The 23784-nt window shown below is 72.3% G+C and carries 17 protein-coding genes; 11 read left to right on the top strand and 6 right to left on the bottom strand.

Annotated features, from left to right (window positions below):
• Positions 1-10: 10 nt before the first annotated feature.
• The 3 genes from AB0F81_RS04405 to AB0F81_RS04395 form a co-directional block, all read right to left on the bottom strand.
• The gene (locus AB0F81_RS04405) at positions 11-1090 is read right to left on the bottom strand and encodes a DUF3068 domain-containing protein (RefSeq protein WP_360190774.1); all 1080 of its coding nucleotides are present in this window, start codon (positions 1088-1090) and stop codon (positions 11-13) included.
• A gap of 96 nt (positions 1091-1186) precedes the next feature.
• Positions 1187-6115, bottom strand: coding sequence for an alpha-(1->3)-arabinofuranosyltransferase family protein (locus AB0F81_RS04400; RefSeq protein WP_360190771.1), 4929 nt, complete (start codon positions 6113-6115; stop codon positions 1187-1189).
• Positions 6112-7815, bottom strand: a complete 1704-nt coding sequence (locus AB0F81_RS04395; protein ID WP_360190769.1) for a substrate-binding and VWA domain-containing protein — start codon at positions 7813-7815, stop codon at positions 6112-6114. The genes AB0F81_RS04400 and AB0F81_RS04395 overlap by 4 nt, the downstream gene beginning before the upstream one ends.
• Before the next feature lie 104 nt (positions 7816-7919).
• On the opposite strand from AB0F81_RS04395, the gene AB0F81_RS04390 reads away from it, so the two are divergent.
• A complete protein-coding gene (locus AB0F81_RS04390; protein ID WP_360190766.1) occupies positions 7920-9101 on the top strand; it encodes a glycosyltransferase family 4 protein in 1182 nt (393 codons plus the stop codon).
• Between the two features lie 60 nt (positions 9102-9161).
• Here AB0F81_RS04390 and AB0F81_RS04385 read toward each other — a convergent pair whose 3' ends face one another.
• The 3 genes from AB0F81_RS04385 to AB0F81_RS04375 are packed head-to-tail and all read right to left on the bottom strand — an operon-like array spanning position 9162 to position 12879.
• On the bottom strand, positions 9162-9320 hold the full coding sequence (locus AB0F81_RS04385) for a hypothetical protein (RefSeq protein WP_196419717.1): 159 nt from the start codon (positions 9318-9320) through the stop codon (positions 9162-9164).
• Entirely contained in the window at positions 9296-11026 is a 1731-nt protein-coding gene (locus AB0F81_RS04380; protein ID WP_360190762.1) for a hypothetical protein, read from the bottom strand. The genes AB0F81_RS04385 and AB0F81_RS04380 overlap by 25 nt, the downstream gene beginning before the upstream one ends.
• Positions 11026-12879, bottom strand: coding sequence for a hypothetical protein (locus tag AB0F81_RS04375; RefSeq protein ID WP_360190760.1), 1854 nt, complete (start codon positions 12877-12879; stop codon positions 11026-11028). Before AB0F81_RS04375 ends, AB0F81_RS04380 begins: the two co-directional genes overlap by 1 nt.
• Before the next feature lie 119 nt (positions 12880-12998).
• On the opposite strand from AB0F81_RS04375, the gene AB0F81_RS04370 reads away from it, so the two are divergent.
• The 10 genes from AB0F81_RS04370 to AB0F81_RS04325 all read left to right on the top strand — a co-directional run bounded on the left by AB0F81_RS04370 (position 12999) and on the right by AB0F81_RS04325 (position 23781).
• Positions 12999-14198 carry a nucleotide sugar dehydrogenase gene (locus AB0F81_RS04370; protein ID WP_360190757.1) on the top strand — a complete coding sequence of 400 codons (1200 nt, stop codon included), beginning with the start codon at positions 12999-13001 and terminating at the stop codon, positions 14196-14198.
• The gene (locus AB0F81_RS04365; RefSeq protein WP_360190754.1) at positions 14195-14980 is read left to right on the top strand and encodes a glycosyltransferase family 2 protein; all 786 of its coding nucleotides are present in this window, start codon (positions 14195-14197) and stop codon (positions 14978-14980) included. The genes AB0F81_RS04370 and AB0F81_RS04365 overlap by 4 nt, the downstream gene beginning before the upstream one ends.
• On the top strand, positions 14977-16002 hold the full coding sequence (locus AB0F81_RS04360) for an NAD-dependent epimerase/dehydratase family protein (RefSeq protein WP_360190751.1): 1026 nt from the start codon (positions 14977-14979) through the stop codon (positions 16000-16002). Before AB0F81_RS04365 ends, AB0F81_RS04360 begins: the two co-directional genes overlap by 4 nt.
• Positions 15966-17210, top strand: coding sequence for a polysaccharide biosynthesis protein (locus AB0F81_RS04355; RefSeq protein WP_360190748.1), 1245 nt, complete (start codon positions 15966-15968; stop codon positions 17208-17210). Before AB0F81_RS04360 ends, AB0F81_RS04355 begins: the two co-directional genes overlap by 37 nt.
• Positions 17211-17393: 183 nt before the next feature.
• Positions 17394-18917, top strand: coding sequence for a heme peroxidase family protein (locus tag AB0F81_RS04350; protein WP_360190745.1), 1524 nt, complete (start codon positions 17394-17396; stop codon positions 18915-18917).
• A gap of 63 nt (positions 18918-18980) precedes the next feature.
• Positions 18981-20132, top strand: a complete 1152-nt coding sequence (locus AB0F81_RS04345; protein WP_360190742.1) for an AI-2E family transporter — start codon at positions 18981-18983, stop codon at positions 20130-20132.
• Between the two features lie 75 nt (positions 20133-20207).
• Positions 20208-21617, top strand: coding sequence for a DUF4331 domain-containing protein (locus AB0F81_RS04340; RefSeq protein ID WP_360190739.1), 1410 nt, complete (start codon positions 20208-20210; stop codon positions 21615-21617).
• Positions 21618-21672: 55 nt separating this feature from the next.
• Positions 21673-22104, top strand: a complete 432-nt coding sequence (locus AB0F81_RS04335; RefSeq protein WP_360190736.1) for a hypothetical protein — start codon at positions 21673-21675, stop codon at positions 22102-22104.
• A gap of 51 nt (positions 22105-22155) precedes the next feature.
• Entirely contained in the window at positions 22156-22758 is a 603-nt protein-coding gene (locus AB0F81_RS04330) for a sigma-70 family RNA polymerase sigma factor (protein ID WP_360190898.1), read from the top strand.
• Positions 22759-22767: 9 nt separating this feature from the next.
• Positions 22768-23781: a maleylpyruvate isomerase family mycothiol-dependent enzyme gene (locus tag AB0F81_RS04325; RefSeq protein ID WP_360190733.1), complete on the top strand. Its 1014-nt coding sequence runs from the start codon at positions 22768-22770 to the stop codon at positions 23779-23781.
• Positions 23782-23784: the final 3 nt, after the last annotated feature.

Here is a 23784-nt window from a genome sequence, read left to right as displayed (position 1 = left end):
TCGTGCGGGGTCAGCTGTCCGAGGACTTGTCCGACCCGGCGCCAGCGGTCGCCTCGGTGCGGTCGGTGTTCTCCTCGCCGTCCCGCGCCGCGTGCCGCGGGCTTCCGTTGCGCTGCGCCGGCACTCCGGCCGTCTCGGCCTTCGGGCCGCGGGCCACCATGACGCCGCCGGCGACCGCGAGGATCACGCCGACCAGGGCGAGCAGCAGCGGGCCCCACAGGCCGACCAGGTTCAGCTTCTGGCGGTTGTCACCGGCCGCCTCGGCCGCCCGGGAGGTGGTGTCCTCGGTGTAGACGAAGACCGCGTCGAGGATGTCGACCGAGCTGCCGTCGTTGCCGACCAGCGTCTTCTTCTGCTCCTCCTGGACCCGGAGGAACTGGCCGGTGGTGGGCTCGACCCACACCGTACGGGTGTTGCTGTAGCTGATCGAGCCGGAGGTGGCCGTCGGCAGCAGCTGGCCCAGGATCACCTTGAGCCGGTCCTCGGGCATGTCCTGCGTCTCGTTCTGGAGCTCCTGGGTGAACTGGTAGGTCTCCAGGCCCTCGATCTCCTGCGTCTGGACGAACTTCGCCGGCTTGGCGGCGAGGATGTCCCGGTCGAAGATGTCGTAGCTCTCCTTCTCGGTGCCGAAGGGGAACTTGTACATGTGGCCGGTGTACTCCACCGGCTGGCGGTTGGTGCCGGTGTCGAGCCACTGGCCGTCCCAGTCGACCGCGGCACCGGTCTTGCGGTCCACCGCGAGCGACGTGCTGTAGGCGCTGACCAGCTCGTTGGTGTCGGTGCGCGTGACCTGCTGGCCGGCCACCCACACCAGGGCGGAGCCGTCGAGGTCGCCGGTCAGCTTGGCGGTCTCCTCGGAGTCCGGCTGCACGGTGACGGTGGAACGCAGGGTGGCGGTGTTGACCGACGCCACGCCGTTGGTGATCTGCAAGAACTTGGCGTTCGGCGCCTCAGCCACCGATTGCGTCTCTTCCATGTCATACGGCAGCTGCTTGACAGCGGGCGCCACGAAGAACGCCAGGCCGCCGGCGAATACCAACGCCAGGACGCCGAGGCCGAACAGCACGGAGCCGAGGACGCGGGACCTCATAGTTCCTCCACGAGGTTTAAAAACGGGACTTCGGCAGGCGTTCTGCATGCCAAGCTTGCGGCAGGTTACTACTGAGTCACATCGAGAAGCGAGACCTTAACCAGATCTTCTGCGAGTGTCAGCTGAATCGGGCTTGTCCGAGCGTCTGAGCACCACGGTGAAGTTCCACGTCAATGTCTCCCGCAGCACCGGCACCGAGGCCACCCACTTCGCCCATCCAGGGTGATAGCGGGGCAAAACATCGACGACGGTGATGTCGCCGGCCCGCCGTGCGGCACGGACCCAGCGCATGGCGCGGGCGGCGCTGACCGGGAAGAGCGACTCCCGGTAGCGGTTCTTCGGCTCGTGACCGTTCTTGCGCACGAACCGGCGCCGGGCGTACTCGCCGCCCAGGAAGTGCCAGGGCGCGGTCTCGTGCCCGCCGTGCGGCGACAGCCACGGCGTGAACGACATGTAGATCGTGCCGCCCGGCCGGGTCACCCGCACCATCTCGTCGAGCATCGCCTCCGGGTCGTCGACGTGCTCCAGCACGTTCGACGAGTAGGTGACGTCCAGGGCCCCGGTGCGGATCGGCAGCGCGGTGCCGCTGCCGCGCACCATGCCGCCGACCTCGGCGCCGGCCGCGGCGAAGTCGCCGACCGCCGGGTCGATGCCCAGGTACTCGGCGCCCGCCCCGCGGAACTCCGAGGCGAAGTAGCCGGGGCCGCCGCCCACGTCCAGCACCCGGGCGCCCTTGAGCTCCACGTACGAGCCGAGCTGGCGTACCGAGTCCTCGGCGAGCAGCGAGTAGAACCGGTCCGGGTCGGTCTGCTCGACCAGGAAGGCCTGGTAGAGGCCGACCGATCGGCGCAGGGTGGCCCGATAGGGCGCGGCGTCGAGCTCCGGCGTGGTGGTCATCTCCGGCTCCTCCGGCAGGGTGTTCTCCGCCGGCCGGCCGGCCGCGGGTGCGACGGTGGCGGCGACCCAGCAGACCGCCGCCAGCATGGCCAGCTGCACCACCGCGTCGTACGCCCAGTCCTGCCCGTGGCCGAGCAGGCGCCCGCCCACCGCGACGGCGAGCCCGGCCGCGGCGCTGGCGAAGGCGAGGACCGGCAGCGCGCCCGGCCGCAGTTGCCGCACGATCAGCGCGATCAGCAGCAACGCGGCGCCCGCGGCGCCACCGAGCGTGATGGCCAGGGCCAGCAGCGGCACCACGATCCAGGCCTCGCCATCGGGCACCATCCGGAAGATCCGGGCCGGTGGCCGGCTGACCGGCGCCACCCGCCGGCGGACCGGCGCCAGGGCCAGCAGCACCACCAGCAGGACGCAGGCCGCGCCCGCGGCGAGCCCGGTACGGTACGGCTCGTCCGGCGTGAACCGCAGGTCGACCGTGCCGCCCTGCCCCTCCGGGACCAGGAACGCCTGCTGCCAGCCGTCCACCCGCACCGGGCGGAGCTCCTGGCCGCCCAGGGTGGCCGTCCAGCCGGCGTTGAGGTTCTCCGGCACCACGAGCACCGCGGCCGGCCCGGCGCCGACGGTGACCGTCCGCTCGGTGGCGTCCCACTTCCCGGCCCGCACCTCGCGCTTGACCGGCGCCGCCGGGGCGGCCGACCCGCGGTCGTGGACCAGCGCCGCCGACTCCACGACGAACCCGGCCGACGGCAGGGTGCGCAGGTGATGCTCGCCGGCCTTCAGCGGCAGCGTGTCGCCCACGAAGTCGTCACACACGGTGACCGGAAGCGGCCGGTGGGCCCGGACGTCGCCGAGGGTCCCGGTGACCGACGTCGGGTAGGAGACGCCGTCGATCTCGACGGCCGGCCCGGTGCCGCACGGCGCGGCCAGTGCCGTGTCGTCACCGGCGGGCGCGAGCAGGCCGCCGAGCGCGGGCACCTCGAGTTCGGCGATCCCGGGCGGCGCCGGCCAGCCGCGGCCCCGCGGGTCGGCGACCGCCTTGGCGAACGCGGTGACGGTGACCTCGATCCGGTCGGTGCTCACGGCCGGGAACCGCACCCAGCCGTCCGCGGCGACGTCGACCTTGGTGTCGGTGGCCGGGGTGCGCAGCTGCACCTGGGTCGGCCGTGCGGCCACCGGCTGCTCCGGCGCGACGATCCGGAGCCGGTCGAGGCTGCGGGCGCCGGTCCAGGCCAGCCGCACGGTCGGGCGGTCGTCGGTGGTCTCGGCGAGCCAGGCGGTGGCCGGGTCACCGTCGACCGCCGCGTGCGCGCCGACCGTGACGTCCCCGGTCAGGGCGGACGAGGCGGACGCGGACACCGGCCGGGCCAGCGGCACCGTCCCGCCGGGACGCGGCAGGGCGGTCAGCTTCACGTCGTACGCGGCGTCGACCGGGGTGCTGAAGTAGCGGTCCACGCCGAGCGGCTCCTCACCGGCCCGGGCGAGGAACTGGTCGCAGCGGACCTTGCCGTCGGTGGCGAAGCAGGAGTCCCGCTGCTGGGTGGCGCGTTCGAAGGAGAAGACCGGCGCGGTGGTGCTCTCGATCGCGGGCACCCGCAGGGCACGTTCGGCGGTCAGGCCGGGGATCCCGAGCTCCCGCAGGGCGACGCCGCCCTCGTAGCCCTGGCGCGGGGCGAGCACGGTCACCCGTACCGATGTGGTGAGGCCCGGCAGCGTGCTCAGCCGGTGCGGGCCCGGGGTGGCCGGCACCGGCCGGTCCACCACGCCCTGGTCGGTGGTGAGCCGGACCAGCGAGACCGGCGCGGAGATCCGCAGGTCGTCGACGAAGTCGACGGTGACCGCGGTGATCCGCTTCGCGGTCTCCAGCTCCACCTCGAGCCACTGCCCGATCGCCGGCTCGTACGGGTCCGACTTCCAGGCCGTCGACACGTCACCGTCGAGCGCCGCGAACGGCATCGCGGACGGGTCGGTCGCGCCGACCGAGTCGGCGAAGCTGGCGCTGCTGGACGCCTCGACCGCGCGGATCCCTTGATAGGTGGCGACCGTCTGGCGCCCGTCGGCGGCGAACGGCAGCACGTCGCTGCGCACCCGCCCCTGCCGGGTCTCCTCGTCCTCGGTGAGGGTCTGGCTGACGTTGTCGCGGATCCGGCCGATGTTGAGTTCCCGGCGCCGCAGCCCGTCGGTGACGATCCGCTCGCCCCGGGTCTCCGGCAGGCCCAGTTCCCCGTCCTGGTCGCCGGCGAGGACCGCCGGCTGGGCCGGGTCGATCAGCCGCTGTTCCAGGACGCCGAGCAGGGACTCCGGGCCGCCGCTGACCACCGGCACGTTGTCGGCCGCGGTCGCCGACACCACCGGCGTCGGCTGTTCCACCTCGAAGATCTCGATGGCCGGCACGGAGACGCCGTCGTCGACCGGGCTCACCTCGGTGCCACCGGCGTAGACCGGCGGGCCGAAGGTGGCGGCCACCTTGAGGCCGGGCGAGCCGGTCACCGCGCGGCGGATCACCGCGACCGGCGGCGCCTGGGTCGCGGTGCGGTCCAGGTCGTTGCGGACCATCAGGTAGCGGTAGCCGGAGCGGGCCAGGAAGGCGGCCAGCGCCGACGAGCCGCGGCCCTGCGCGAGGACGGCCTCGACCGCGTCCATCGCCCGGATGTTGCCCTCGGAGCCGAGCGGGATCTGGTTGCGGGTCGACCACGGTGCGCCGGCCAGCGGCTGCATCGGTTCGTCGACGGTACGGCCCCAGGTGTGCTGGGCGAAGCCGGCGCCGGGGACGACGAGCGTACGGGCCTGGGCGTCGCGGTCGGTGAGCCAGTCGGAGGCCTGCGTCCAGTAGGACGGCACCGACGACCAGCCGGGACCGGGCCGCAGCACCAGCATCCAGGCCGGCGCCATCGCGACGATCAGCAGCGCCGCCACGACCGGGGCCGCGGGAATCCGCACCCGCCGCCAGGCGATCACCCGGCTCGCCGCGTAGGCGATGCCCAGCGCGATCGGCAGGCGCAGGACCGGCTCGAACTTGTGCACGTTGCGCAGCGGGGCCAGCGGGCCGTCGAGCAGCTCCCGGACCAGCGGCGCGAACGGGCTGTCCAGGGTGCCGACATAGCCCATGGTCAGCAGCGACAGGCCGGTCAGCGCGCCGAGCACCAGGAACCGCCGCTCCGGCAGGCCGCGCAGGGCCAGGCCGACCAGGCCGGTGGCGGCCACCAGGGCGGTGGCGATCATCAGCGCCGGGTTGTCGATGAGCACCCAGCCGGCCGGCCACCACGGGTCGCCCTGCACGATGTAGCCGACCCACTGGTTGGTGCCGCGTACCGCCTGGAAGAGCGAGACCACCGCGGTGGTCGTGCCGGACGACTCGATGAAGTCGAGGAACGGCAGGCTGTACTCGCCGAACAGCAGCAGCGGGATGATCCACCACAGGGTCGCGCCGACGACGCAGACGCACCACCAGGCGATCAGCTTGAACAGCTGCCGGTCCCAGCGGCGGGTGATCAGCCACAGGCCGGGCAGCACCAGCGCCATCACCACGGCGGCCGCGTTGATGCCGCCCATGAAGAGCACGGCCAGCCCGGAGAGCGCGGCGGCCCGGCGCGGCGAGCCGATCCGGCGTACGCAGACCAGCGGCAGCAGCACCCAGGGCAGCGCGACCACCGGCAGCATCTCCGAGGAGAGCGGGCCGATCTCGGTGAGCATCCGGGGCGCCAGCGCGTAGGCCAGGGCGCCGAGCACCCGGCCCGGCTCGGTGCCGATCCGCAGGGCGCGGGCCAGCAGCAGCACGCCGAAGTACGCCGCGCAGAGCAGCAGCGCGCACCAGATCCGCTGGGTGATCCACGGCGGGATGCCGAGCAGGTCACCGGCCGCGAAGAACGGTCCCATCGGGAACAGGTAGCCGTACGCCTGCTGCTGCAGCTCGCCCGAGGTGGCCCACGGGTTCCACAGGTGCAGGGCGCGGGACATGAAGCCGATCGGGTTCTCGGCGAGGTCCAGCTTGGTGTCGAAGGTGGTCCGCCCGGGGCGCTGCACGAAGGCGAGCACCACGAGCAGCAGCGCACCGGCGAGGGCCAGGTAGGGGCGGCGCGGGGCGGGCGGTGTGGCAGCCACGGTGGGCGTCCGCTCCCGGAGGGCGGCAGTCATCGGCGGCACTCCGGGGGCAGGCAGCTGAATTCGGCGAGCGAACTATAGAAGATGTCGCGGATTCCGGAAGGCTTCTCGGTGAGCGCGACCTGGCCGCCGGTGACCGTGGCGATCTGGTTCAGCTCGTCCTTGTCGATGTCCGGGCCCACGCCGATGAACAGGATCGGCAGCGGCCGTTTCTTGTCGACCAGCCCTTTCAGCTCGCGCAGCAGACGGGCCCGGCTGATGCCGCCGGCGTTGTCGTCGCGGCCGTCGGTCAGGATCAGCACCATATTGATCTTTCCGGGCTGCCAGTTGCGGGTGCCGTCCCGGTAGGCGGCGAGGGTGGTGTTGTAGAGGCCGGTCCGGCCGTCGGGCTCGACCTCGATGCGGCCGACCCGGTCGAGCATCTGCTGGCGGCGCGGGCCGATCGGGCCGACCGGGATCACCTCGCGGTAGTCGCGCCCGCCGTCGAGGTCGGTGGAGAACTCCCAGACGCCGAGCTCGGTGGTGCCCAGCAGCAGGTTCGAGCCGTCCTGCGCGGCCTTGATGGTGGCGCTCAGCCGGGTCTCGTTCGAGCCGGGCACCGCGGACCCCATCGAGCCGGAGATGTCGAAGACGGCCAGCATCCGGGCGCTGATGTGCACCCCGCCCCAGCTGTTGAGCAGGTCCTCGGCGGCCGCCTGGTCGGGCAGCTCAGCCGGCGGGTAGTCGGCGGCGCGCACCTTGGTGGCCGGCGGGACCTCCTTCGCGCCCTTGCCGGCCGGGGTTCGCAGCCCGTGCGTGGTGAACACGGCCGCACCGTCGTCGGCGAGCATCGAGTGCAGGAACGCGGTGGCGTCGTCGCGGCCCGTGCCGGTGGAGGTCAGCACCGCGTACGGGTAGTCGGGGCCGGGGACGGCCGCCGGCGGGTAGACCGCGACGTGGCGCCGGCCGGCCTCGGCGGCGAGCAGAACCTGCTGCTCGGTGCTGACCACGGCGGTCTCGTTGGCGCCGGGACCGGACGGTTCGGGTGCGGCCTCACCGGCGGTCGACACGGTGTCCGGCGAGATCCGGCGCATCACCGCGACCGTGCCGGCCGGGTCGGACTTGGCGACGGCCCGCATGCCGACCAGCGCGGCGAAGCCGATCGGGCTGGTGGCCGGGTCGGGCAGCAGCACCGGCACCGGCTTCTTGGCGGCGCCGACCAGGCCGGGCCAGCCGAGCCCGGTGCCGTTGAGCCGGGTGTCGGAGCGCTGGTCGAGGGCGACCACCACCGGGGTGGTGGCGATCGAGACGCCGCTGTCGGGCACCTGGAACGCGCCGATGGACCGGGCCCGGCGCAGCCACAGCGTCGACTCGGGCACCCAGACGTCCGGGATCGGGATGGCGGTCTCCGCGCTCGGGCTCGGGTTCACCGAGGGTTTCACCGACGGCGAGGCGCCGGCGGCGGGCACGTCGCGCCCGACGGTCCGCAGCACGTCGGCCGACTCGCGGCCCTCGACGACCACGTCCAGGCACGGCTGCCGGGCGCTGAACCGGTCGGCGAGCTCGCGGACCGGCAGAGCGACGCTCGGCGCGGTGGCGACCCGCAGTGTGGTGCGCTCGTCGCACCCCGGGTCGCTACGTGTTCTATCGATATACGTAAATCCGGCCCACCCGCCGAGCAGCAGGATCAGCGCCACGCTCAGCAGCGTGACCGGCCAGAACTCCGGTCGCCCACGGAGAGTCCCCTCGGTCACGCAGTCCCTCCCGTTGTGACGCCACCGTTGCGGATTTTCGCGGGGCTGCCCTAGTGTGACCCGACCGCGAATCGTACTCGCTAGTAGGGGTGGCAGAGTAGACCATGACGGATGCCTGCGGCGGTCACATCCTGTTCCTGAACTGGCGGGACACCCAGCATCCCGAGGGTGGTGGCTCGGAGCTGTTCCTCGACCGGATCGCCGCTGAGCTGATCCATCAGGGCTACCGGGTGACCCTGCTCTGTCAGGCGCACGGTACCGCGCCGGCCGAGGAGACCACTCCGGAAGGGCTGCGAATCGTGCGCCGCGGCGGCCGGCACACGGTCTACCTGATGGCCGCGCTGACCTATCTGATCGGCCTGCTGGGCCTCGGCCCACTGTCGCGTCGACGCCACGGTCGTCCGGATCTGATCATCGATGTCGGCAACGGCATGCCGTTCCTCAGCCGCCTGTACGCCCGCCGCCCGGTGATTGCCCTGGTCCATCACGTGCACCGTGAGCAGTGGCCAGTGGTGTTCGGGCCGCGGGTCGCCCGGATCGGCTGGTGGATCGAGTCGCGACTGGCGATCCGCGTCTATCGCCGATGCGCCTATATAACAGTGTCCGAATCCACCAGGGACGAGCTGATCGGGCTGGGCGTCGACGCGCACCGGATCAGCGTCGTCCACAACGGCACACCGGAGGTCACCGCGCCGCCGGCGCCGCGTACCCCGCACCCGAGCCTGATGGTGCTGGGCCGGCTCGTGCCGCACAAGCGGGTGGAGTTCGCGCTGCGGGCGACCGCGCTGCTCGCCACCGAGCTGCCCGACGTCGAGCTGGTGGTGGCCGGGCAGGGCTGGTGGGACGAGCCGCTGATCAAGCTGGCCGCGGACCTGTGCATCGAGGACCGGGTGCGGTTCACCGGCTTCGTCTCCGAGGAGCGCAAGCACGAGCTGCTCTGCGGATCCTGGCTGCTGCTGATGCCCTCGCTGAAGGAGGGCTGGGGCCTGACCATCGTCGAGGCCGGCGCCCGGGGCACGCCGTCGGTCGCGTTCCGCTCGGCCGGCGGTGTTGCCGACGCCATGGCCGACGGCGAGACCGGCGTGCTGGTCGACAACGAGTACGAGTTCTACCTGCAGGTGCGCTCGCTGCTGCTGGACGGCCGGCGCCGCCTCGCGATGGGTGAGGCGGCGACCGCGCACGCCCGGCGGTTCACCTGGGAGAAGGCCGGCGAGGCCTTCGGCAGGGTGGTGGCCCGGCAGCTTCCCACGGCGCCCGCGGCCCCGGCGAGCCAGCGGGTCTCCTGACCCCCTCGGAAACGCCACATGCCCGGTGATCCAGTGGATCACCGGGCATGTGGTGGTGGGTCAGCGAGTGCCGTAAGCCGCCGGCTCCGTGTCGCTGGTCTCGATGCTGGCGACGTGATCGGCGGACGGGCTCACTGCACCGACGGTCGCGAGAATGCCGACGATGCCGAGGACACCCCCGGCGACAGCCGCGACTACGAAGGTGGCCAACTTGGCCATGTTTTTTCCTCCCCGGACTCGTGGGTGCGCGGACCGTACCACGATCTACGGCGTAGCCGCAGTACTGCTAGACCAGCGCAGACCACAAAACTACCCGCGAGTAAATGAGCCGCCAGCGCGGGTATCCGCCGGCCGGCGGCGGCGGTTCTCGTGGTCTGCGGCGCGGCCGGGTTCTCCCAGAGCTGCAGGTACGGACCGTCATGAACCAGTCGCAGACCGGTGAGGACACCGGCCGGCGGTCCGGCCACGGCGCCCTTGCGGACGAGCACCCAGCGGACCCCGAGTTCGGCGGCCGGCCGGCCCTCGGCCAGCAGCGCCTGCGCGGCGGTGGCCCGCGGGCTCTCCCCGTCGACGGTGACCGTGCCGACCCGCAGCGCGTCGTTCATCAGCACCGGGGCGTCCAGATAGCGCGGCGCCGGGTCGCGCACCACCACCCCGCGGGTCCAGTCGTAGCGCTGGTAGCCCTCGAACGGCAGCGACAGCACCTCACCGGGCACGGCCGCCACCCGCGCGGCCACCGCGTCCCAGTCGGCCGGGTAGCGCACCGGCCGCAGCGCGCCGGCGCCGCCGAACGCCAGGTCCGGCATGACCACCACCGGCAGCAGCATCGCGCCGGCCAGCAGCACCCGGCCGGCCGCCGGCTCGAACCGCCGGGCCAGCCGGTCGGCGAGCAGTTCGGCGCCGAGCGCGAAGCCGAGGGCGACCACCAGCGCGTACGGGATCAGGAACTTCTGGCCGTCGCGCAGCAGCCCGGCGCCGGGCACGTGCACCACCAGCCACTCCAGGGCCGCCACGGTGGGGCCGGTGGCCCCGGCGGCGGCCAGCACGAACCCGCCGGCGGCGAGCACGAACAGCCGGTCCGCGCCGCCCGGCCAGCGCCGGCGCAGCTCGCGCAGGCCCGGCACGGCCACCGCCAGCAGCAGCACGGTCACCACCGGGACCAGCACCGAGGACCGGCTGGCCGGCACGGTCTGCGCGTTCCAGATGCCGCCGGTGCCGGCGAGCGCCAGCCACGAGCCGGCCCAGTTCTCGGCCCGCGCGGCGAACATCGCCACGCCCTCCGGATCGGAGCTGCCGCCGGCGGCGCTCGCCAGCGCGGCCAGCAGCCACGGCGCGTTGAGAGCCGCGACCGCCGCCACCGCCAGAGCGGTGACGCGCGACCGCAGCGGCAGCAGGACCGCCACGGTGAGCAGCGCGATCAGGCCGCCGGTCGGGGTGAGCGCGGCGGGCGCGGCGGCCAGCACCAGCCGGGCCAGGGCGCCCGGCCGGCCGGCACGCAGGTCACGCGCGGCAGACACCAGCCAGGGCAGGGCGGCGTACGCGAGCAGCAGCGCCCACTGCCCCAGCAGGAGTCGTTCGGCGAGGTAGGGCGTCCAGGCGTAGGCCAGCGCCGCGACCACCCGGGGCATCGTGCGGGCTGTCGGCAGCAGCCGGGCGGCGCCCAGCGCGGCCAGATAGACCACCGCGACCAGGGCGACGCGCTGCAGCAGCCAGCCGGGCACGAGCAGGTTGGCCGCCGACACCACCGCGTCCAGCGGCACGGCACGGGGCAGCGCGTCGGCGGGGGCGATCATCTCCCAGTTCAGCGGCTGCCGCGGCACGAACACCATGTCGTAGCGCAGCACGTAACCGGGCAGCGCCAGCGGGGCCAGCACCACCGCGGTGACCAGGGCGGCGACCGCGTGCGGGACGAGACGGCGCGGCACTACCCGGCCGGGGCGGGCACGAGCTTGCCGACCGCGATCTCGTCGGTGCAGAGGCTGGTCGCGGCGTCGGCGACGGTCAGCTCCAGGTCGGCGCCGGCCCCCCACACGATCATGAACTGGGCGTTGAGGCCGCGGTGCACGTCGAATCCGACCGGGTCGTCGGCGCCGATGCGCACCGTCGCCGAGGTGTCCCGGTCGCTGAGGTAGGCGATCCGGACCACGTGCCAGTAGGCCGCGACGGTCTCCCGCAGCGGGATCCGCACCGGCTTGCCGCCGACCCGGTAACCGCACCCCTGCAGCGGACCGGGTTTCGCCGTCACCCCCTCGACCCAGCCGGGACGGACGTGGCCGGTCTCGTCGAAGACCGAGATCTCCCGGCCCTCGGTGACGAAGATCGGGCCGTCCTCCAGCGGGCCGAAGAACCGCGACTGCATGTGGTACGGCTGGGACAGGCGCCCGACCACCGCCTCCGGCACCGGCTGATCCATGAACACGGTGCCCGCCGGGATCCGCTTCAGGTCGGCGCGCGCGTTCGCCAGGTAGTCCCGGCCCGCCTTGACCGACCATGCGTCGCCGTACCGCACGATGGTGAACGCCGCGCTGGCCAGCAGCAGGACCAGGCTGCCGAGCAGGACCGGGCGGCCCAGCCGGGGCCTCAGCCGGACCGCCGCCTCCGGGACCGGCCGGGCCGCCGGCGCGTCGTCGAAGCCCTCGCGCCGCAGGCCGCACAGGGCCGCGCCGGCCGCGATCGCCGCGACCACCACCACGTCCGAGATGTAGCGGGGCACCATGCCGGCGACCGCGCTGTAGACCGAGCCCAGCCGGGTCGCGCCGAGCAGGCCGGCGACCAGGACCAGGTAGAGCAGGACGAGCAGCCAGGCCCGCGCCGCGAAGGCGCCGCGCAGCCAGACCGTGTAGCCGATGAAGCCGACCACGAGCACCAGGGCCAGCCACTGGGCGAACACCGCGGGCGCGGTGATCGGGGCGCCGTCACCCACGCCGAACCAGGTCCAGGGGCCGCCGAGCAGGCCCGGCAGCAGCGTCTGCCCGAACATCTGGCCGACGAAGTCGAGCACCTCGGTGACCGAGGACGGCCGGCGCAGCGACGAGGTGGACCGCGACAGGTACACCGCCAGGAACCCGAGCGAGAGCAGGGTCAGCACCAGCCACGCCGGCCACCAGCGACGGACCGTGGTAACCACCGCGCGCACCGGCCCGCCCGGCGCGTAGAGGCAGACCGCGAGCAGGAAGACGAGGGCGACCGTGAGCAGCGCCTTCTCGAAGAAGAGCAGCCCCAGCAGAACCGCCGCGGCGAGCGTGACCACGTGCTTGAGCTGCTGCGTCCGGATGTACTTCACCGTGGCGCCGACCGCCAGGATCATGGCGAGCTGCATCGGCAGCATGTTGATGCCGACCGCCCACCAGGAGGTGGCCTCCAGGGTCAGCGGGCTGAACACGAAGATCGTCAGCGGCACCAGCAGGGTCCAGCCGGGCAGCAGCATCAGCACGAGCAGCCGGTAGAAGACCACGCTCACCAGCGCCTGCCCGGCGATCAGCAGTGCCAGGAACGGCAGGTAATCGAAGCCGCCCAACCGCAGCGTCAGCCAGCTGACCAGGTGGCCGGCCGGCATCAGGTGGTTGTTGAAGAGCCGGAACAGGTACTCCGGGGAGAGCCCGTTCGCGTCGGCCAGCGACAGGATCGGGTAGTCGTCGTAGGAGAGATATCCCCGGTAGGCGACCGCTGCCCGGATCGCCAGGGCGGCGACGATCAGCGCCGCGGCGACGGCCGGCACGGTGAGGGCCGGGCCGCGGGCGGTCTGCGGCGGGGCTGCGGTCTGCGTGGCTACAGGCACGTCAAGAGGTTGCCACAACTTCGAACACCCGGTCAGCCCGGGACTGAACGACCACTAGACCTGAAGTTTCCTCACCAGTAACCTGCGATGGCCAGCACAGGGAGCGATTGCGAGGCGACATGACACACCCGAGCAACGCAGTCGACGTCTGCGTGGTGGGGGGCTGCGGACGGGTCGGCCTGCCGTTGGGCATCGCCCTCGCGGCACGCGGGCTGTCCGTGGTGCTCTACGACATCGACGCTGCCGCGGTCGACCGGGTCAACGCGGGAAATCTGCCGTTCGCCGAGGGTGGCGCGGCGCAGCCGATGACCGAGGCGCTGGCCGCCGGCCGGCTGCGGGCCACCACCGATCCGACCAGCGTCGGGCTCGCCGACGCGCTGGTCGTGGTCGTCGGGACCCCCGTCGACGAGCACCTCAACCCCGACCTGGGCGCGGTGCCACGAGCCATCGAGCGGTGCGTCGAGCACCTGCGCGACGGCCAGCTCATCGTGCTGCGCAGCACCGTCTACCCAGGCGTCACCGCGCTCACCGAGAAGCTGCTGACCAGCCGCGGCCTCACCGTCGACGTGGCGTTCTGCCCGGAGCGGATCGCCGAGGGCAAGGCGATGACCGAGCTCTTCACGCTGCCGCAGATCGTCTCCGCGCGTACCCCGCAGGCGATGGAGCGGGCCGAGAAGTTGTTCCGGCACCTGACCGACTCGATCGTGCCGCTGCAGCCGGAAGAGGCCGAGCTCGCGAAGCTCTACACCAATACCTGGCGCTATCTGAAGTTCGCGGCCGCCAACCAGTTCTGGATGATGGCGAACGATTTCGGCCTGGACTTCGAGCGGATCCGGCACGCGGTCACCTTCGACTACCCGCGCGCCGCCGACCTGCCGATGCCGGGCTTCGCGGCCGGGCCGTGCCTGCTCAAGGACACCATGCAGCTGGCGGCGTTCAACCGGAACAACTTCGTGCTCGGCCACTCCGCGATGCTGATCAACGAGGGCCTGCCGCTCTACCTGGTCTCCCGGCTGGAGGACCGCTTCGACCTCGCCGAGCTGAGCGTCGGCATCCTCGGCATGGCGTTCAAGGGCGGCAGCGACGACTCCCGCGACAGCCTGGCCTACAAGCTGCGGAAGATTCTCACGCTCAAGGCGCGCGAGACCCTCTGCACCGATCCGTACGTGGCCGACGACCGTTTCCTCCCCCTCGACGACGTGCTGAAACGAGCCGACCTGCTGGTCATCGCGGCACCACACGCGGACTACGCCGAGTTGGACACCGAGAAGCCGGTCATCGACATGTGGGGCCTGACCGGACAGGGGGTGCTGGTGTGACGCCACGGGTTTCGGTGGTCATCCCGGTCTACAACGAGGGCGAGGGCGTGGTCCGCCACCTCGAGCGGATCCTGCGCGAGGTGCTGCTGCCCGCGGAGATCCTCGTCGTGCACGACATGCCGGACGACACCACGGTGCCGTTCGCGCAGGAGATCGCGCGGCACGACCCACGGGTGCGCACGGTGCTCAACACGTACGGCCGGGGGCCGGCCAACGCGATCCGGTTCGGCATCGACGCGGCCGCGGCGCCGGTGGCGGTCGTGACGATGGCCGACGGCTGCGACGACCCGCGGCAGATCGACGACCTGGCCCGGCTGGTCGACCGGGGCGTGGTGGTCGCGGCGGCGTCGCGCTACATGCCCGGCGGCCAGCAGGTCGGCGGCCCGCGGTTCAAGCGGATGGCCTCGCGCTGGGCCGGGCGCACCCTGCACTGGTTCGCCCGGGTCGGCACCCGGGACGCCACCAACAGCTTCAAGGCGTACGACACGGATTTCGTCCGTGAGGTGGGCATCGAGTCGAACACCGGCTTCGAGATCGGCATCGAGCTGACCGCGAAGGCGACCCGTCTGGGCCGCCCGGTCGCCGAGATCCCGACGATCTGGCTGGACCGTCAGCTCGGCGAGTCGCACTTCGACGTGGGCCGGTTCATGCCCAGCTACCTGCGCTGGTACTTTTTCGCGTTCGGCCGCAAGCTGCCGGCCGATCAGCTTGCCGCCCGCTGGGCGGCCCGGAAGCCGGACACCGCGCCGGCTGATCGCGACAAGGAGGGCACCCGGGCATGACGAAGGTGCTGGTCACCGGCTCAGCCGGGTTCATCGGGGGCTATCTGGTCGAGGAGCTTCTCGGCCGCGGGCACGAGGTGGTCGGGCTCGACAACTTCTCCAAGTACGGCCCGGTGTCGCACAGCTACGACGACCACCCGCGGTTCCGCTTCGTCGAGGGCGACGCCCGCGACACCGGCCTGCTCGCCGACCTGCTCGCCGACTGCGACCACTTCGTCGCCGGCGCCGCGATGATCGGTGGCATCTCCTACTTCCACGCCTACGCCTACGACCTGCTCGCCACCAACGAGCGGATCATGGCGGCCTCCTGCGACGCGGCGATCGCCGCGCACCGCGCCGGCCGGCTCAGGAAGATGACGTACGTGTCGTCGTCCATGGTCTTCGAGTCGACCGACCGCTGGCCGAGCAAGGAGGGCGACCAGCTCGAGGTCCCGCCGCCGGTCTCGTCGTACGGTTTCCAGAAGCTGGCCGTGGAGTACTACGCCCGCGCCGCCTGGGACCAGTACAAGCTGCCCTACACGGTCGTCCGGCCGTTCAACTGCGTCGGCATCGGCGAAGGGCGGGCGCTGGGCTCGGCCGAGGTGATGTCCGGCAACGTCAAGCTGGCCATGTCGCACGTCGTCCCGGACCTGGTGCAGAAGGTGCTCAAGGGCCAGGACCCGCTGCACATCCTGGGCAGCGGCGACCAGGTGCGCCACTACACCTACGGCGGTGACCTGGCCCGCGGCATCGCCACCGCGATGGAGCACGAGGCCGCCACCAACGACGACTTCAACCTCTCCACCGCCGAGTCGACGACCGTGCTGGAGCTCGCCGAGCTGATCTGGCGCAAGATCAAGGGTCCGGACGTCCCGTTCCGCCACGTCAGCGACGAGCCGTTCGCGCACGACGTGGCGATGCGCGTGCCGGACGTGACCAAGGCCCGCGAGGTGCTCGGCTTCACCGCGGAGACCTCGCTCGACACGATGCTCGACGAGGTGATCCCGTGGATTCAGCAGGCGGTCGAGGAGGGCCGCCTGTAGGCGGCGCCCCCACGACGGCGCGCACCTCGCGGATCGGCATCGCCGGCGCCGCGGTCGCCGTCGCCAGCGCGGGGACCAGCGCGCTGGGCTATCTCGTTCCGGTGCTCGGCGCCCGCCGCCTCGACGCCGCCGACCTGGGCGCCCTGGCGACCGTGCTGGCGATCGCCGGCATCGTCAGCGTGCCCAGCATGGGCCTGCAGATCGCGGTGGCGGTGCACCGGGCCCGGCATCCGGGCGCGACCGCCCGGCGGGCCGGCTGGCTGACCGCCGCCGTCTGCGCCGGCCTGGTCGCGCTGCTGGCCCCGGTGGCGGCCCCGCTGCTGGACGTGCCGCTGAGCGTGACGCTGCTGCTCGCCGTCTACATCGGCGCGATCGTGGCGGCCGGCCGCTGGCTCGGCGAGCTGCAGGGTGACGAGCGGTTCCTGCGCCTGGCCGTGGGCATGGCACTACTCGCGGCCGGCCGTTACGGCGGGCTCTCCGCCGGCCTGCTGCTCGGCGCCGGGCTGACCGGGTCGATGCTGCTCGGCACCGCGACGGCGCTGCTCATCCCGGTGGCGCTGGCCCTGGTGACCCGGGGCCTGCCGGCCTTCCCCGACGGGCGGGGCATCACCGCGCGGCAGGTGTTCACGGCCTGCTCCGCGACACTCGCGATGCTCGTCGTGTCGTACGCGGACCTGCTGCTCGCCCGCGCCCTGCTGCCCGCGGCCGACTCGGGCGCGTACGCCGTGGGCACCGTGCTCACCAAGGGCGCGCTGTGGGCGCCGCAGGTGGTCACCGTGCTCGCGCTCCCCCGCCTGGCGCAGGGCAGCCGGCGCGCGCTGATCGTCGCGGTCGGGCTGGTCACCGGCTCCGGGACGCTGCTGATCGCGATGTCGGCGCTGGCCGGCGGCCTGGCGTTCCGGGTGGCCGGCGGTCCCGACTACGTCGGCCTGGGCCGCTACGCGCCGGTCTTCGCCGCCACCGGCGCCCTCTACGCGCTGGTGTTCGTGCTGGTCAACGCCCAGGTGGCGGCCGGCGCGAAGTGGCCGTCGGCGCCGCTGTGGCTCTCCACCGCGGTGCTCGTCGTGGTGGCCTGGCTGGTGCCGCACACCTTCCCGGCGATCATGTGGTGCGCCGCCGGCACGGCCGCGCTCGCCCTGGCCGCGACGGCCTGGGCGACCTGGCGCAGCGGCGCCACGAGACTGACCGGCGCCGCCCTCACATCGTGAGTGCAACGCCCTGACCGGCCGGCGGTTGTGGCCCGACCCCCGTTAGGGAAGCAGTCCGCCGGGACGGGTTAGGCCGTTCCGGCCGGATTTGCGGCGCGAGCACGCAACGGCCTCGCCGGGCCCTCTACCACGGCTAACTTTCCTGGCACGCGATTTGCGCAACACGTGCCAGAGGAGAACAAAATGGTCGACGATTCCATCCGGCTGGGCCGGCGAACCCTGCTCGCCGGCACGGCGGGCGCGGCCGGCGCGGTCGCCGTCACGGCCGGCATGTGCCCCGGCGCCGCGGCCGCAGCGGCCGGCGCACCCGGCCGGCCGGCCGACTGGAAGCACGCGGTCGCCTGGACCCGTGGCAGCGACATCGCCGTCAAAGCCGGCCGGGAGAAGGAGGGCCGCTTCGGGGTCATGTTCAAGAGCGAGGCGGCGTACAGCCCGCCGGACGATCTGCTCAAGTCGCTCGCCGCCCAGATGGGCGAGCCGTCCGGGCCGAACACCGGCGACCTCGACAACCCGCGCATCCCGGCCGGCTTCACGTTCCTCGGCCAGTTCATCGACCACGACATGACGCTGGACCGGACCCCGCTGTCCGAGCAGCAGTCCGACCCGCAGGCGCTCACCAACTTCGACACCCCGCAGTTCGACCTGGGCTCGCTCTACGGTCGCGGTCCGGCCACCGACCCCGATCTGTACGAGGCCGACCGCACCCGGATGAAGGTGGTCCGCAACGCCAACGGGGTCGACGACCTGCCCCGGCGCTCCGACGGCAGCGCGTTCCTCGGTGACGCCCGCAACGACGAGAACCTGATCATCGCCCAGCTGCACCTGGCCTTCGCGAAGTTCCACAACCGCTGCCTGGCGACCGGACTGGCCAAGAACCTGGCCGAGGCGCAGCGGCTGACCCGCTGGCACTTCCAGTGGATCATCGTGCACGACTTCCTCGACAAGGTCGCCGGGCCCGAGGTGGTGGGCCGGTTCCTGGACGGCAAGGGCAAGGTCAAGCGGGAGCACTACAAGCCGAAGAACCCGAACCGGCCGATGATGCCGATCGAGTACTCGGTCGCCGCGTACCGGTTCGGGCACAGCATGATCCGCGCCGGGTACCTGCTCAACACCCGGACCAACCCGCCCGCCGCGGCCGCCATCTTCGGCGCCGAGGGCAGCGACCTGCGCGGCAACCGCCCGCTGCCGGCCCGCCTCGAGATCGACTGGTGGCACTTCTTCGACGTGCCCGGCAAGCCGGCCGCCCCGCGCAACGCCGCCCGCCGCATCGACGGCAAGCTGTCGCTGCCGCTGTTCAACCTCCCCGCCACCGTGGTCGGCGACGGCACCTCGCCCTCGCTGGCCGAGCGCAACCTGATCCGCGGCAAGCGCCTCGGCCTGCCCGCCGGGCAGGACGTCGCCCGGCGGATGGGCATCACCCCGCTGACCAACGCGCAGCTCGGCCTGCCCGACCCGGCGAACCCGGGCTGGCAGGACAAGGCGCCGCTCTGGTTCTACCTGCTCAAGGAGGCCGAGCTCAGCCACGCCGGGCAGCGGCTCGGCCCGGTCGGCGGCCGGATCGTCACCGAGGTCATCCTCGGCATCCTGGAGGCGGACAAGAACAGTTACCTGCGGGCCAACCCGGGCTTCCGCCCGGCAGCGCCGATCGCGCCGGCCACCGGCCAGTTCAGCACCGGCGACTTCCTCAAGTTCGCCTTGGACATGTAGCGGAAAGGCGGCACGGGACCGCGGGTTCAGCGCGCCGTGAGCGGGGTATCTAGTGTGATCACCATGGGCCCGACACTGAGCGCGAAGAAAGCGCGGTCCGCGCTGCGCAACTCGGCGAGCATCTCGCTCCAGATCCTGCTCGTGCTGCTCATGACCTGGGTGGCCCTGTGGCTGCTGGGCAAAGCCTGGTCGATCATCTGGCCGCTCGTGCTGGCGCTGCTGCTCACCACGCTCACCTGGCCACCGGTGCGGTTCCTGCGCCGCCACCGGTGGCCGGCAGCGCTGGCCGCCTCCGTGGTGACCGTGCTCTTCCTGCTGGTCGCCGCGGGCACTCTGGTCGGGATCGTCGCCCCGGTGGCGTCGGAGTCACCGCAGCTGGCTGAGGGTGTGGCGAACGGTATCCAGACGGTGCGTGACTGGGCCGCCGGCCCGCCGCTGAACATCGGCGACGACGAGGTGAACACGGCCGCGAACACGGCCATCGACCGTCTCCAGGCCAGTGTGGGCAGTATCGCCACGGCCACCCTCACCGGCGTGAACACCGTGGTGGACGGACTGGTCACCACGATCCTGGCGCTGTTCCTGATGTTCTTCTTCCTCAAGGACGGGCCCCGCTTCCTGCCCTGGCTGACCCGGCAGCTGCCCGGCCGGCTCTCGGTGGACGTGCCGGTCGTCTTCGCCCGCAGCTGGGAGACACTCGGCGCGTTCGTCCGCTCGCAGGCATTCGTCGGCCTGCTCGACGCGGTGGCGATCGGCATCGGCCTGTGGATCGTCGGGGTGCCGCTGGTGCTGCCCCTGGCCGTGCTCACCTTCGTGGCCGCGTTCGTGCCGATCGTCGGCGCGCTCTTCGCCGGCTTCGTCGCGGTGCTGATCGCGCTGGTCTCCAACGGGTGGACCGACGCGCTGATCGTGCTCGGCATCATCGTGGCGGTGCAGCAGCTGGAGGGCAACGTCTTCCAGCCGATGGTGCAGAGCCGCGGCCTGGGCCTGCACGCGGCCGTCGTGCTGCTCGCGGTCACCCTGGGCAGCAGCCTCTACGGCATCGTCGGCGCGCTGCTCGCGGTGCCGGTCGCCGCGATCGTCGCGGTCTTCTGGAACTATCTGCGCGAGCAGCTGAGCGACTCGCCAGCCCCGCCACCGGACGATCCCGCCGACGAAGCCGCCGAAGAGGCTATTCGCAGCCCGGAGACCGCCGGACGGCCGGAAGTCGCCTAACCGACAGAACTCCATCCGCGACGCCGAGCGCTCCCGAACCTCCTCCGACAGGCCAAGCAGCCCGTAGGAGGATCAATGCAACAGCGCTCATTTCGGCGACCAGCACTCGGCGTCGCGGCCGCACTGGCCGCCGCGGCGTGCGTCGCCTCGCTAGCGCCGACCATCGGCACGGCATCCAGCCACCGCGAGGCCCCGCTCGTCGCCGGCGAGCCCCGGCTCGACAACACCGATGTGTACGCGTTCGTCAGCCCCGACGCGCCGGACACCGTCACCATGATCGCCAACTGGCTCCCGTTCGAGGAGCCCAACGGTGGTCCCAACTTCTACTCGTTCGCGACCGAGACCGCGTACGACATCAACATCGACAACGACGGCGACGCCGAGCCGGACCTCACGTACCGGTGGACGTTCGACGACAACTACCGCAACCGCAACACGTTCCTCTACAACACCGGGCCGGTCACCACGCTCGACGACCCGGACCTGAACTACTTCCAGACCTACCGTCTCCAGGCGATCACCGAGAGCGGCACCACGACGCTGATCCGCAACGGCAAGGTGGCGCCGTCGCGGGTCGGAACGGCGTCGATGCCGAACTACGGCGCGCTGGCCGACGCGGCGGTCACCCGCCTGCCGAACGGTGGCAAGACCTTCGCCGGGCAGGCCGACGACCCGTTCTTCCTGGACCTGCGGATCTTCAATTTCCTCTACGGCGGTGACTTCTCCGAGATCGGCCAGGACACGGTCAAGGGCTACAACGTCAACACCCTGGCCATCCAGGTGCCCAAGAGCGCCCTGGCGCTCAAGGGCGACGCCACCCGCAACCCGGCGGTCGGCATCTGGAGCACCACCTCCCGCAAGCGCGTCGAGGTGGTCGGCACCAAGAACCAGCGGGACCGCTCCGGCGAGTTCCGGCAGGTGTCGCGGCTCGGCATGCCGCTGGTCAACGAGGTGGTCATCCCGGTCGGCCGCAAGGACGAGTTCAACGCCACGCAGCCGCGCAACGACGGCCGCTTCCTGCAGTTCGTCACCAACCCCGAGGTGCCCCGGCTGGTCGAGCAGATCTACCGGATCCCGGCCCCGGCGACACCGCGGCAGGACCTGGTCGAGGCCTTCCTCACCGGATTCTGCAAGGACTGCGGGCCGGTCGCGATCGACCTGAACTCGCAGCGGATCAACAAGGACGTCGACGCGAGCAAGTTCCGCCCCAGCGAGCAGCTGCGGCTGAACATGTCGATCCCGCCGGCCGCCCAGCCGAACCGCTTCGGGGTCCTCGGCGGCGACAACGCCGGCTTCCCGAACGGCCGCCGGCTCGCCGACGACGCGCTCGACGTGACACTGCGGGTCGCCGAGGGCGTCCTGCTGCCGAACCACCCGGCCGCCGTCGACGGACTCGGTGACGCGGTGGACACCAACAACGTCCAGTTCCGGGGCGCGTTCCCGTACGTCGCCCTGCCCAACGCCGTCGCCGTCAACCAGCAGTAGACCTACGAGCTCCGGGCCCGCCGCAGGCGGGTCCGGAGACATAAAGGAGCGCGTCGTGAAGCGTCTCATCGTTGTGGCCGTCGTGGTGCTGGCGGCCGTTCTGATCGGAGCCGGGTTCCTGGTGACCCGGCGTTCGTCCGCCCCGGCCGCGGGTCCCGCGCTGCCGGCGCCGGACCAGTTCGCCCCGGGCGTCTGCCGCGACGCCGCCGACACGATCATCGCGCTGGCCCGGGTGACCCGGCAGACCGACGCCGCCGCGATCACGGTGCCGGACCGGGAGGAGTTACGCACCCTGCAGAGCCGCCTGTGGGAGTTACGTGACCAGGCGGACGGCAAGGTCTTCGACTCGATGACAGAGACGGTGCTCAATATCGGATACCTGCGGGTCCGGCTGGACAGCCGGACCGCCGAGCCGCAATACCTGGAGCAGGCGGAGGCCGCCCGAGCAAGGCTCGAGAAGACATGCCAGGCGTCCGCAGCGCAGTGACGGGGCCTCCGCATGCGCTTAGAGTGGTGCCGGGGTGGGGTGAGCGCCTTGGTGCATCAGAGATCCACCGAGAGTTCCACGGCGGAGCGGGCGGCGTCGTCCGAAGAGGACGCGAGGCTCCGCGATCGCCTCGTCTTCGGCGACGAGGACGCCTTCAGCGAGGTGTACGAGAAGTACAGCTGCCTCGTCTACACCATCGCGGTGCGGGTCACCCGCGACGAACGGGCCGCGGAGGACGTCGCCCAGGAGGTCTTCCTGTCCTTCTGGCAGCGCCCGTTCGCCTTCGACGCGGCGAAAGGCAGCCTGCGCGGCTGGCTCGCCATGATCGCCCACCGGCGGGCGGTGGACCTGGTGCGCCGCGAGGAGGCACACCGGCGCGGCAATCAGGACCCGCAGTTGAGCATGGCGGCACTGGGCGGCGGCGATCCGGTCGCCGACCAGGTCACCGACGCGGACACCACGCACCGCCTGCGGGCCGCGTTGCGCACCCTGCCCGAACCGTTGCGGCACGCCGTCACGTTGGCGTACCTGCACGGACGGACCTACCGTGAAGTAGCGATGGAGCTGGGCCTGCCGGAGGGCACGGCCAAGTCCCGGCTCCGCGAGGCGTTACGCCGACTGACCGTGGCGTTGAGCAATCACGCTCACGACTGATGAGGAGACATGACCGGCACATTCAGCCATGAGGCGATCTCCCAGCTCATCGGGGCGTGGGCGGTGGACGCCTGCTCCCCGGAGGAGGCGGACCTCGTCCAGGCCCACCTGCGCCGGTGTGACATCTGCACCACCGAGGCCCGCGTCCTGCGCGAGACGGTCGCCGACCTCGGCGGCGACGACCTGCGGCCGCCACCCGGCCTCGGCGCCCGGCTGCGCACGGCAGCGCACGTCCGGCGCCGGCCGGCACCGCGAGCCCCGGCGTACGCGAAGCCGTACGCCGCACAGGTCGCCGCACTCGACCTGACGCTCTCCACCCTCGATCCCGGCGGCTGGCAGCGGATCGCGGCGTACGAGGAGATGAGCGTCCACGACCTGCTGGCCCACCTGCTCGCCACCGACAGCCTGGTCGCCGCGGCGCTCGGCGTGCCGGTGCAGCCGCCGATGGAACCCGGGACGAACCCGGTGGCGCGGACCGCCGTGGTGGTCGCCCAGGAGCGCGAGCGCCCGGTCGAGCAGACCCTGCGGGCCTGGCGTGACCAGGCGGAGGCGCTGTGCCGGGTCCTTCCGCGCCGGCCCGGCGACGCCACGGTGACCCTCGGCTTCCCGATGGTGGTGCCGGACGTGCTGCTGGCACGGGCCTTCGAGACGTGGATACACACCGAGGACATCGCCGGGGCGACCGCGAGCCCGGCGGCCACGCCGCTGCCGGAGAACCTGAGCCCGATGGCCGACCTGGCCGCCCGCATGCTGCCCAAGGTGACCGCCCGCGGATTCCCGGACGGCGGGCTCATCGGCCTGCACCTGACCGGCCCGGGCGGCGGCGACTGGACGATCCCGGCCGGCCGGTCCGATGACCTCGGCGGTGTCCCGGACGCCGAGATCACCGCCGACGTCGTCGAGTTCTGCCGGCTAGTCGGGGGCCGCCGCGATCCCGCCACGTTCCCGGCCGTCATCAGCGGTGACACCGCAGTGGCGCGGCGGTGGCTGGCCGCCGCGCCGAAGCTCGCGCCGTACCCCTGAGGG

Origin of the sequence: Actinoplanes sp. NPDC024001 (assembly GCF_040638955.1) — a bacterium.
Lineage (GTDB): Bacteria > Actinomycetota > Actinomycetes > Mycobacteriales > Micromonosporaceae > Actinoplanes.
Note: the sequence above shows the minus strand (reverse complement) of the source record. Positions and strands in the feature narration are given on the sequence as shown.